This is a genomic window from Cycloclasticus sp. (genome assembly GCF_019090545.1).
GTDB lineage: Bacteria > Pseudomonadota > Gammaproteobacteria > Methylococcales > Cycloclasticaceae > Cycloclasticus > Cycloclasticus pugetii.
In genome coordinates, this window is the sequence record NZ_JAHRVT010000031.1 from 24037 (window position 1) to 35301 (window position 11265).

The 11265-nt window shown below is 42.8% G+C and carries 10 protein-coding genes; 8 read left to right on the forward strand and 2 right to left on the reverse strand.

Annotated features, from left to right (window positions below; all coding sequences use genetic code 11):
- Positions 1–46 precede the first annotated feature (46 nt).
- From KUG63_RS07555 to KUG63_RS07570, 4 genes are all read left to right on the forward strand, one after another.
- Positions 47–1348 carry an OmpP1/FadL family transporter gene (locus KUG63_RS07555; protein WP_287554607.1) on the forward strand — a complete coding sequence of 434 codons (1302 nt, stop codon included), beginning with the start codon at positions 47–49 and terminating at the stop codon, positions 1346–1348.
- Positions 1349–1417: 69 nt separating this feature from the next.
- Positions 1418–2281, forward strand: coding sequence for a porin (locus tag KUG63_RS07560; protein WP_287554609.1), 864 nt, complete (start codon positions 1418–1420; stop codon positions 2279–2281).
- Between the two features lie 24 nt (positions 2282–2305).
- Positions 2306–2791 carry a hypothetical protein gene (locus KUG63_RS07565; RefSeq protein ID WP_287554611.1) on the forward strand — a complete coding sequence of 162 codons (486 nt, stop codon included), beginning with the start codon at positions 2306–2308 and terminating at the stop codon, positions 2789–2791.
- A gap of 20 nt (positions 2792–2811) precedes the next feature.
- A complete protein-coding gene (locus KUG63_RS07570; protein WP_287554613.1) occupies positions 2812–3585 on the forward strand; it encodes an alpha/beta fold hydrolase in 774 nt (257 codons plus the stop codon).
- A 333-nt stretch (positions 3586–3918) separates the two neighbouring features.
- Here KUG63_RS07570 and KUG63_RS07575 read toward each other — a convergent pair whose 3' ends face one another.
- Complete coding sequence (locus KUG63_RS07575) at positions 3919–4767, reverse strand: alpha/beta fold hydrolase (protein ID WP_016390979.1); 849 nt, start codon at positions 4765–4767, stop codon at positions 3919–3921.
- A gap of 338 nt (positions 4768–5105) precedes the next feature.
- Here KUG63_RS07575 and leuC point away from each other — a divergent pair, with 338 nt between their 5' ends.
- Genes leuC through KUG63_RS07590 form a run of 3 tightly spaced genes read left to right on the forward strand, consistent with a single transcriptional unit; the run spans position 5106 to position 8713 of the window.
- A complete protein-coding gene (gene leuC / locus KUG63_RS07580; RefSeq protein WP_015005143.1) occupies positions 5106–6536 on the forward strand; it encodes a 3-isopropylmalate dehydratase large subunit in 1431 nt (476 codons plus the stop codon).
- A 4-nt stretch (positions 6537–6540) separates the two neighbouring features.
- Positions 6541–7155: a 3-isopropylmalate dehydratase small subunit gene (gene leuD, locus KUG63_RS07585; RefSeq protein ID WP_015005144.1), complete on the forward strand. Its 615-nt coding sequence runs from the start codon at positions 6541–6543 to the stop codon at positions 7153–7155.
- A gap of 31 nt (positions 7156–7186) precedes the next feature.
- Positions 7187–8713 carry an alpha-isopropylmalate synthase regulatory domain-containing protein gene (locus KUG63_RS07590; RefSeq protein ID WP_016390976.1) on the forward strand — a complete coding sequence of 509 codons (1527 nt, stop codon included), beginning with the start codon at positions 7187–7189 and terminating at the stop codon, positions 8711–8713.
- Between the two features lie 69 nt (positions 8714–8782).
- On the opposite strand, the gene leuB is transcribed toward KUG63_RS07590, so the two are convergent.
- Positions 8783–9889: a 3-isopropylmalate dehydrogenase gene (gene leuB, locus KUG63_RS07595; RefSeq protein WP_016390975.1), complete on the reverse strand. Its 1107-nt coding sequence runs from the start codon at positions 9887–9889 to the stop codon at positions 8783–8785.
- 145 nt (positions 9890–10034) lie between these two features.
- Between leuB and ychF the strand changes: the two genes are divergently transcribed.
- Positions 10035–11126, forward strand: a complete 1092-nt coding sequence (ychF, locus tag KUG63_RS07600; RefSeq protein ID WP_287554616.1) for a redox-regulated ATPase YchF — start codon at positions 10035–10037, stop codon at positions 11124–11126.
- Positions 11127–11265: the final 139 nt, after the last annotated feature.

The window sequence follows — 11265 nt, forward strand, 5'->3', positions numbered from 1 at the left end:
TGGTGTGGTAACAATTCAATTAACCCGGCACTCCTAGGGGAATGTTATGACATACAAAGTTAAGATTTCAGTAGGGGTTCTTTTGCTCTCCTTTAGCCATTTTGCATCTGCAATCAATGGCTATTTCGCGATTGCTTACGGTGCCAAAATGACGGGCATGGCCGGAGCCGCGATTGCCTTTCCTGAAGACACTTTAACAGGCGCTGTTAACCCTGCCGGCATGTCTCAAGTAGAAGGTTTAGATATTGGCGCTCGTTTTCTCTATTTACCCCGTGACGCCGAATTTGATTGCCGGGGTATCGGGGCTTGTGATGAGCTAGTACGGGATGATAGTCAGCGCGATTATTGGATTGTTCCGAACTTTGGCTGGAATAAACGATTAAATGGTAAAAGCACACTGGGTGTTACTGTTTATGGCAATGGTGGCATTAATACAGCGTATAGAAAACGCTTGTTTACAGAAACAGCTGAACGTGTTTTAGGGGCTCCAAACATAACGACAGACGGGCATCTAGGGGTGGATTTTGCGCAACTTATTATTGCTACCACCTACACGTATGAAATGTCTCCAAATAACTATATTGGGGTATCTCCTTTATTTGGTATTCAGAAATTTAGTGCGCAAGGTTTAGACTTCTTTCAAGGCGTATCGTCAGACGCAGGCAGTCTAACGAACAGAGGGGACGAGGTGTCCTACGGACTAGGTATTAAATTAGGGTGGTTTTATAAACCTAACGATACTTACCAGTTTGGCGCCTACTATGCACCAAAAATGCAAATGACTAAGATGAAAAAATATTCTGGTCTGCTTGCTAACAATGGTGAGTTTGATATTCCTTCAAATTACGGTGTGGGCTTGGCCATTAATTTTTCAAAACAACTGTCTATTGCTTTTGATGTGACACGCATTAACTACAAAGACATTGATGCGTTGTCAAACCCTGTGCCCACGGCTTCGGAGCTGAACCCTATGATCGGTTTCTCCGCAGATAGGCTACTCGGTGCAAAAAACAGCGTTGGGTTTGGTTGGAAAAGTATTACGGCGTATTCATTAGGTGTTCGTTACATTTTTGATGACAAAATAACGCTTCGGGCTGGTGCAAACGTGGGTGAAGAACAGATTCCTAGACGATCTGGGTTACTAAACCCCATTACCCCCGCCATGCCAGCTAAACATTTAACGGCTGGGTTTAGCTATAAAAACAGTGAGCATTCAGAATGGTCATTGGCTGTTATGCATGCCTTTCGTAATGAATTAACCGCCGAGAACACAGCATTTTTAGGGACGGATGTTAAGTTTGGCATTGCTGAGACGACCTTAGATATTAGCTACAGTTACAGTTACTAAAAGTCGTGTAACATACTACCTCGGTTTGGGTAAACCGATCACTCATAATAAGAAAAACTATAAACGATTATGTTAAAAAAATTATCAATCCTTTTGCTGGCGCTTGTTAGCCTTCCTGCTTTAGCTGATTCTTCTCATGCCTATGCAAATGCGGTTCTTGAAGCCCTTCAAAAAAAAGGCTTACTAAGCGAACATGATGTGGCGGACATTAAGCAACATGCTCAACAAGCCGAATTGCAAGCGAGTAAACCCTCCGTGGCTAAAAAAACCAGTGTTAAGTCGGCTGTTAATAATTTAGTCGTAGCGACTAAAAAAAATGTTAACAAGGCGAGTCCTAATATTAAATTTTGGGGGTTAGCGCAGCCACGCTACACCTTTGTCCCCTCTAAAAATGGCCGTCAAGGAACAAATAGTTTTACATTAAGACGGGCGCGTCTAGGTTTTACGGGTTTTGCAAGTGACAATGTGGCTTTTCGCTTCCAGTATGATGCATCTAACGAAGTGGTAGGCTTATCAAACGCGCAAAAACTACTGGATGCTTGGGTGAGTCTGAAGCACTTTGATGACAGCCTTGGTAGTATCACAGTGGGGCAGCAATTTGCACTCGGTTATACAAGGCGACCACATAAATCGGCTAGCGTGGAACGCAAATTTACCGAGGTGTTATCACCCGGGGCTGTCGGTCGAGCGCGTGGGTTAACAATTAGAAAAGGCAATATGGGGCTGCCTGAAACTAACTCAAAGGGGTATTTTGGTAACCGTGTACATTATGCGCTTGGCTTATTTAATAGCCCTGACTTATCGCTAAATAATGATAATAACGATTTGTTGTTTTCAGCCGCCTTTGCGCTCCGTCCAAACGGTATTTCCCCCAGTGATGATGAATATCAATTTAAAGACAGGCCGCTAGCGTACAGCGTTGGTGCTGCCTAAAGTACATCATTAGATTCTGTCACGTTGGATACAAAATTTCAGCCTAACGGGGTTGAGTTAGATAATGAGTGGCTTAGCGTATTTGCAGACGTTCAAGCGCACCATTGGTGGCTATGGGCGTCATGGGCAGAATTTAAATCTGATGCCACAGGTGGTTTAGCAGTTAATACACAAGGTGATAATACAAATGCGCTGAGTTCTAGTGCTTTAACTTTAGGCCTTAGCCGTGCCTATTTGCTGAACTCTGAAGACATGGGCTGGGCATGGGCATTACAGTATCAGCATGTCGATAATGAGCACCCCTCTAGAACAGCTTTCTTTAGACCGTTAACAGGGAAATCGACTGATGAAATAGCTCGCGGTATGAACCAAGGTAGTGTTTACCAAGCTATATTCACTTGGCAGTTTGATGAAAACTTAAGGCTTATTAATGAGCTGGCGTACTATGACCCCACAGACGGTAAATTTAATTATCCATCGTTTATTAGTCAATTACAGCTTTCCTTCTAATTCAATAAAACGTGTAGCCTATGAAACAAGAACACTTTATTCAAGCAGCTAACCGACGCCTTCGTGTGCAACAAATAGGTCATATACAGGCTAACGCACCTACATTAGTTTTTTTGCATGGTGGTATAGACTCTATTGAAATGTGGCGTGATTTCCCCGAACAAGTGCATGAAGCTACTGGTTTATGCGTTATTGTTTATGAACGCTGGGGGCACGGGCAGTCTGAGCCGCTAACTGAGTTTCGAGAGTATGACACGCGTGCAGAGGAGGCGGGTGAGCCGTTGCTTGATCTTTTTAAGCACTTTGGCTTAACTGACGTCATTCTAGTGGGGCATAGTTATGGCGGTGTTATATCTCTTGTTGCAGCAAGCCTGCACAAAGAGGTTGTATGTGCTGTCGTATCGATTGTTCCGCAAATGCTTATTCATGATCAATGTTTAGCCGGTGCACAAGAAGCTAAGGAAGCGTTTGAAAATGGCGACCTTCGAAAAAAGCTCTTTAAATTCCATGGCGAAGGGCTCGATATTTTGTTCTATGATTGGATAAATAGAGTGAATAGTGAGGCTTACCAAGCTGAGGATTGCACGCAGTATTTGCAACAAATAAGCTGTCCGGTCTTACAGATTTTTGGCAAAGAGGATGGTTTTGGGTATTTGCCAAACCTTGATCTGTCAAAAAAACATATACCCAGCCAGCTATCAGTCAAGGTTGTGCCCGATGCAGGGCATTATGTTCACTTAGATGCTAAAGAAACCGTCATTAATGAGGTAAAAGAGTTTTTCCTAACGCTGTAATGCCAAAGTGAGTGTGGTGCGCCTTAGCGCTTTATATTAAAAAGCTAGGGATGTTTTTTTATCTATAAGAGTAACAAGGTTTATCCCTAGTTCTGCGGGGCAATTATCAGCGTCTGTCTATTCCCAACTGTACTTGAGTTGCGAAAACGCTCATCGCTACTAGCAAAAGGCAGATCGGTTTGTTGTGTTGTCTGACCTGTCGAGTGGGGAATAGTCCTGCTTTATCCGATCGTTTTTCTTCTAGCGTATAGCATTGAACAGCACTAGCCTAATGCAGGTTTCAAGCTGGCGGTTGATCGCCTGCATTATGACTAGCGGTTCAATATTTCTGCTTTAGCGAGCTAAAAAATCTAATGTTAATGAGTTGAATTTTTCTGCATGTTCCCACTGCGCCCAATGGCCGCACTTGCTAAGGATGTGCAAGTCTGCATTAGGAATACCCCATAAAAATTTAAGTCCATGATCAAGAGGGCAGAATCGGTCATCACGACCCCAAATGATAAATGTTTCAGCTGCTATTTTGCCGAGGTTGGGTGTAAAGTCACTGACAATAATATTAGAACTGGCAAAGCTTTTCATAAAGTTTTCAAGGTGTTCAGGCTTTCTCATCATATTCTCAAAGCGGCCTTCAATTAGTTCGTCGCTCATTAATGAAGGATCGTAAACAAAAACTTCAATCATTCGTTTTAACGCTTCAAGGGATGGGTTTTGGTATAAAGCGACCAATAATTTAATACCCTCTAATGGCATTGGTGAGAACATGCTTTGGCCACCACCACCAGCACCCATCAATACCATTTTGTCTAGGCGCTCTGGAAACTCAAGAGAAAAGCTAAGTGCGCTGGCACCGCCCATTGAGTTGCCAATTAAGTGTGCTTTTTCAATACCTAACTCATCCATCAGGCCTTTAATAGCACGTGCGTTTAGTACATCGCGTGCTAGGTCTGTAATAACAGCGTCAGATTTATTAAAACCAGGGCAATCTAATAAAATAGTGCGATACTTTTCTGCAAAAGCATCAATATTTCGAGAAAAGTTACTCCAGCCTGCTGCACCAGGTCCACCACCGTGAAGCATGATGACGGTTTCGTCTCCATTGCCTGCTTCGTTATAGTGTAGGTTCATGTCGAGATTTTTAATGTGGATGTTTTTGCTGGTGTTTTGTTCTGTAAGAGTCGTCATGTATTTGCCTATAGTTTTTATTATGTTTGATTAAAGAAGGTCTTAACGTGTAAAGAGTTAACTCAATGCAATTCTTGTTGTTACATTCAATTAGATTTTACTGATGTAAGTAAGTGGTGACTAGAAAAAGTTGATAGGTTTGGTTGCCTATATGGTTTTATGGTAATAAAAAAGTGGCCCGAAGAGTATCTAAGTGCATTAAGTGGGGCTTGAAAACAAGGTATTTAGGTAAAAGTTTGTGCTATCTGCTTAATCCAATTGCAAAAAACCACTAAATTAGCGAAAATACACGGTTCATTTGGCGTGCTGCCTCTCATTTTCTTCTCGTTGTCGAATAGATGCTTGAAGAACTAGCCTTGGAAAGAATTATGAAAAAAACGATGTATGAAAAAATTTGGGAAAGCCACTTTGTTCACCAAGAACCAGGTCAGGCTCCTTTGTTATATGTAGACAGGCACTTAATGCACGAGGTTACTAGCCCTCAAGCATTTGAAGGCCTTCGCATGGCAAATAGGCCAGTGCGTAACCCACATAGCATTTTGGCGACAATGGATCATTGTGTGCCGACTAAAGATCGTGATCTTCCTATTGCTGACCCAATTGCTAAAAAGCAAATTGAAACGATGGCAGAGAACTGTGAAGAAAATGGCCTAAATTTGTACGATATGGAAAGCCCAGATAATGGTGTGATTCATGTTGTTGTGCCAGAGCATGGTTTTGTTCATCCTGGAATGGTCGTAGTGTGTGGTGATAGCCATACAGCAACGCATGGTGCGTTTGGCGCATTGGCGTTTGGTATTGGCACATCAGAAGTAGAACATGTGATGGCGACGCAAACCTTGCCACAGCAAAAATCTAAAACCATGTTGGTTCAAGTGGACGGTAAGTTGTCTAAACACTGTACTGCAAAAGATATTGCCTTAGCGATTATTGGCGTAACAGGCACAGCGGGTGGTACCGGTTACGTCATAGAATATGCCGGTGAAGCGATTGAAGCGCTAACGATGGAAGGCCGTATGACTGTTTGTAATATGGCTATTGAAGCAGGCGCCCGTGCAGGCATGGTGGCGCCGGATCAAAAAACATTTGATTTCTTAGAAGGTAAAGAGTTTGCACCTAAGGGAGAGCAGTGGGAGCAAGCATTAACGTATTGGAAATCACTGGTAACTGATGAAGGTGCAGAATATGACAAAGTTATCACCCTTAATGCATCAGATATCTCTCCTCAAGTTACTTGGGGTACATCGCCTGAACAAGTTATTGGCGTAAACGGTGCAGTACCGACGCCTGAAAGCTTTGATGATAAGGGCAAGCGTTTAGCCTGCGAAAGTGCACTTAAATATATGGGATTGGCAGCAGAAACCAAAATGACCGATATCAACATTGATTACGTGTTTATTGGTTCATGTACTAATGGCCGTATCGAAGATTTTCGTGATGCCGCTGAAATGGCAAAAGGCACAACCGTGGCAGAGGGCGTAACAGCGATAGCCGTGCCAGGGTCTTTCCACGTGAAAGTACAAGCTGAAAAAGAAGGCATTGATAAAATATTTAAAGAGGCAGGTTGGGAATGGCGCGAGCCAGGCTGTTCAATGTGTTTGGCTATGAATGGCGATGAGCTTAAAGACGGCCAACGTTGTGCGTCAACATCAAATCGTAACTTTGAAGGGCGTCAAGGCAAAGGTGGACGTACTCACCTTGTGTCACCCGCAATGGCAGCGGCCGCAGCGGCCGCCGGTCACTTTGTCGATATCAGTAAATTAGGTTAAGGCTATGGAAAAATATACAAAACACGAAAGCGTTGCGGCATTAATGAACCGTAATAATGTTGATACCGATCAAATTATTCCAAAGCAGTTTCTAAAAAAAGTAGAGCGTAGCGGATTTGGCGTACATCTATTTCATGATTGGCGTTATTTGAATGATGGTGTAACACCTAACCCAGAATTTGAGCTCAATAAGCCTGAGTTTGAAGGGGCAAAGATACTAGTAACAGGCGATAACTTTGGTTGTGGTTCGTCACGTGAACATGCGCCATGGGCGATTGCAGATTATGGTTTTAATACCATTATCTCAACAAGCTATGCTGATATTTTTTACAATAACTGTTTTAAAAACGGCATCTTAGCGATTGTTGTGCAGCCTGATCAATTGGATGCGTTAATGGCAGAAATTAGCGCAAACGAAGGGGTTAGTTTTACTGTAGATTTAGAAAATCAAACCGTTACAACACCGGGTGGCAATGGGTTCTCGTTTGAGATTGATCCGTTTCGTAAAGAAAACATGTTAAGTGGCTTGGATGATATTGGGCTAACACTTAAGCATGTAGATAAAATCAGCGCCTTTGAAGAACAGCATAAGCAGCGTCTTCCTTGGCTTTGGGCGTAAAAGCTAATAAGCGGTTAAGTTAAGCGGAAAAATGAGCTCTCGGTATATTCAAATTATGGACACCACCTTGCGTGATGGTGAGCAAACGCAGGGGGTGTCCTTTTCGCCTGCTGAAAAAGTAAGCATTGCGAAGGCGTTATTAGAGTCGCTGCGGGTAGACCGCATCGAAGTTGCGTCTGCTGGTGTGTCCGAGGGCGAGCAAGAAGCAGTTCGTAATATTAATGAGTGGGCGCAAGCTGAAGGCTTTGATGGAAAAGTAGAAGTCTTGGGTTTTGCCGACCATAAGCGTAGTGTCGATTGGATTGTTAATGCCAATGGTAAGGTGATCAACCTTCTTACGAAGGGTAGCGAAAAGCATTGCCGAGAACAGTTAGGTAAAACCTTAGACGAGCACGTTGAACAAGTGCTTAATACGGTTAATTATGCCTTGCAGCAAGGCTTAAAAGTTAATGTGTACCTAGAAGACTGGTCAAACGGCTATGCAGACAGTCCGGAGTATGTGTTTGCATTTATGGAGGCCATAAAAGATGCAGGTATTGATCACTTTATGTTGCCTGACACGCTAGGTGTTATGTCACCTGATGAGGTGCGAACAGCGTTAACAGATATGTGTACACGATTTCCTGACGTGCAATTCGATTTTCACCCGCACAATGATTACGGCCTAGGCACAGCTAATATTATGGCCGCTGTAGAAGCAGGTGTAAGCGCCATACATTGCACAGTAAATTGCTTGGGTGAACGTGCAGGCAATGCATCTGTGTCAGAAGTTTCCGTTGTTTTGCGCGATAAAATGGGCATGGAGTTGTCCATCGATGAAAGTAACATCGTGCGTTTAAGCAATATGGTTGAAAACTTTTCAGGCAAGTGGGTAGCGGCTAATGCGCCTATTATTGGTGATGATGTGTTTACACAAACCGCCGGTATTCATGCTGATGGCGATAAGAAAGGCGGTTTGTATGAAAGCAAGCTAAGCCCTGAGCGCTTTTCTAGAATACGCAGCTATGCCTTAGGTAAAATGAGCGGTAAAGCATCACTCAGTAAGAACCTTGAGCGTTTGGGTATTGAGCTGTCGGAAGAAAACCAAAAGAAAGTGCTTGAACGTATTGTTCGTTTGGGGGATTCAAAACAGACGATCACCACTGAAGACCTTCCGTTTATTATTGCCGATGTATTAGAGAGTGAAAGCTACAAGCATATCCGTTTGCTCGACTGTTCTATCACCAGTCGTTTAGATCAATCGTCTATTGCCGATATCGCTGTGAATATAAAAGGTGCTGAATATCAATCAAGTGGCACAGGCAATGGTGGTTTTGATGCTTTTATTGATGCCATTAATAAGCTATTGGTTGAATACGATGCGGTATTGCCCGAGCTAGAAGATTACGAAGTAAGAATACCTAAGGGCGGGCATACTAACGCACTAACAGAGTGTGTTATTACGTGGGCGAATGAACGAAAAATGCGTAAAACAAGGGGTGTACATTCTAACCAAGTGTTTGCCTCGATTCTTGCGGCGCTTCGAATGATTAATATTCAGTTGCACGAAAAATCGTAAACGATTAATAATCGAGCAATAAAAAAGGCTTACATCTGTAAGCCTTTTTTATTGGGTGTTAAATAAGATTTAAACCGTTGGCATAGCCTTGAGTTTTTCAACCACTTTGTCACCGAATGCATCTGTGCTAATCATCTTAACGCCACTACCTGGCTTAGATAAGTCTGCCGTTGAGAAACCATCAGCAAAAACGCCTTGCATAGCAGCCCAAACATTTTTCGCTTCTTCTACCATGCCAAAGCTATATTCAAGCATCATAGCAACAGAGCCAATCATAGAATACGGGTTGGCAATGTTTTTACCAGCAATATCCGGCGCAGAACCATGAGAAGGTTCGTAGTAAGCTTTCTCGTCTCCTAGGCAAGCAGAAGGCATTAGGCCTAATGAACCAAGAATACCACCACCTTGATCACTTAAAATGTCGCCAAACATGTTTTCCATTACCATCACATCAAACTGCGTTGGGTTTAAGCAAAGCAAAGTTGCGGCAGCATCAACTAAAATATTGATGACCTTAACATCTGGATATTCTGTAGCAACTTCTTCCATCACCTCATTCCATAAAACGGATGATTTAAGAACATTACTTTTATGTATATTGTGAAGTACTTTTTTACGACCACTGGCTAATTTGAATGCGTGGTGCATAATTTGGCGAATTTGGTTTTCGTCGTACTCCAACGTTTCTTTAACATAACGTAAACCGTCATCATTAACGCCAACTTCCTTGTTACCAAAATATAAGCCGCCGACCAGTTCGCGAACCATGATGAGGTCAATGCCATCACCAATAATTTCAGGTTTTAGCGGAGAAAAGTGAGCCAAACTTTGTGGAAGAGAAACGGGGCGGTAATTTGCGTAAGTTTTGTAGCGACGACGCATAGGTAACAACGCACCACGTTCAGGTTGTTTGTCGATAGGGATTTTTTTTGATTCTTCGTGGCTTAAACCGATAGGGCCTTTAATAATGGCATCGGCTTGATCGCAAATGTCTTTGGTTTCTTGTGGGAAAGCATCACCTTTTTCAAAATATCCACAAGCACCAAATAAAGCGGGCATTAATTCAAATGTTACATCATTGCGTTCTTCAACGAGTTTTAAAACCTTAACGGCTTCTTGCATAATTTCTGGGCCAATACCGTCACCCGCCATAATGGCAATTTTGTAATTTTTCATGAGTTTACCTGTCGATTTAATAAATATAAGAGAGGGATTTTACGCGACTAGAGGCGTGTGTGCCATTATCACTTAGATTGTTTTTCAGTCTGTAGGCGCTTAACGTATAATAACGGCCTGTATAGAACTTCAAAGAGATGACCTTATGGCTTTAAATTGTGGAATTGTTGGCTTACCAAATGTTGGTAAATCAACACTTTTTAATGCGTTGACGAAAGCAACCATTGCAGCAGAAAACTATCCATTTTGCACGATTGAGCCAAACACGGGTATCGTGCCTGTGCCTGATTTGCGCTTGGATAAACTGGCAAAAATCGTCAAGCCAGAGCGCGTAATACCGACAACATTCGAGTTTGTGGATATTGCTGGGCTAGTGGCAGGTGCCTCTAAAGGGGAAGGTTTGGGGAATCAGTTTTTAGCCAATATTCGTGAATCAGATGCTATAGCACATGTAGTGCGTTGTTTTGAAGACGATGACGTGATTCATGTGGCAGGAAAAATTGATCCTTTAGCCGATATTGAAGTGATTCAAACTGAATTAGCCTTAGCAGATATGGCATCGTTAGACAAAGCGTTGACCAAAGCAACCAAGGCATCGAAGTCTGGCAACAAAGATGAATTAAAACGTAAGGCCTTAATTGAGCAAGCGCTGGCGCATTTGGATTCAGATATTACTTTAAGAACATTAGGCTTAAGTGAAGACGAGTTAAAGTCATTTTCAGACCTGCAATTGCTGACATTAAAACCCATGCTATATATAGCCAACGTTCAAGAAGATGGGTTTGTGAATAATCCACATTTGGATGCTGTGACAGCATTAGCGCAAAAACAAGGCGCCGAAATTGTTGCCGTTTGTGCAGCCATGGAAGCTGAAATTATTCAGTTAGATGAAGATGAGCGTGCAGAATTTTTAGAAGAGATGGGTCTAGAAGAGCCTGGGCTTAACCGAGTGATCAGAGCGGGTTATCACTTGCTGGGCTTGCAAACATACTTCACTGCCGGAGTAAAAGAAGTAAGAGCATGGACCATTAAACAAGGTGCAACTGCGCCACAAGCTGCGGGTGTTATTCATACCGATTTTGAAAAAGGCTTTATCCGTGCAGAAATTACCGCCTACGAAGATTTTGTTCAATACAATGGCGAGCAGGGCGCAAAAGAGGCGGGTAAATTGGGTGTTCAAGGTAAAGATTACATTATGCAAGACGGAGATGTAACGCACTTTAGGTTTAATGTGTAAAACTTCGCAGGTATCTGCCTGTTTGGCTTGACAAAATAAGCCGAAACTACGAAAATTCACAGCCTTCAAAGTATGGTCATGTAGCTCAGCTGGTTAGAGCACGGCATTCATAATGCCGGGGTCGGTGGTTCAAGTCCAC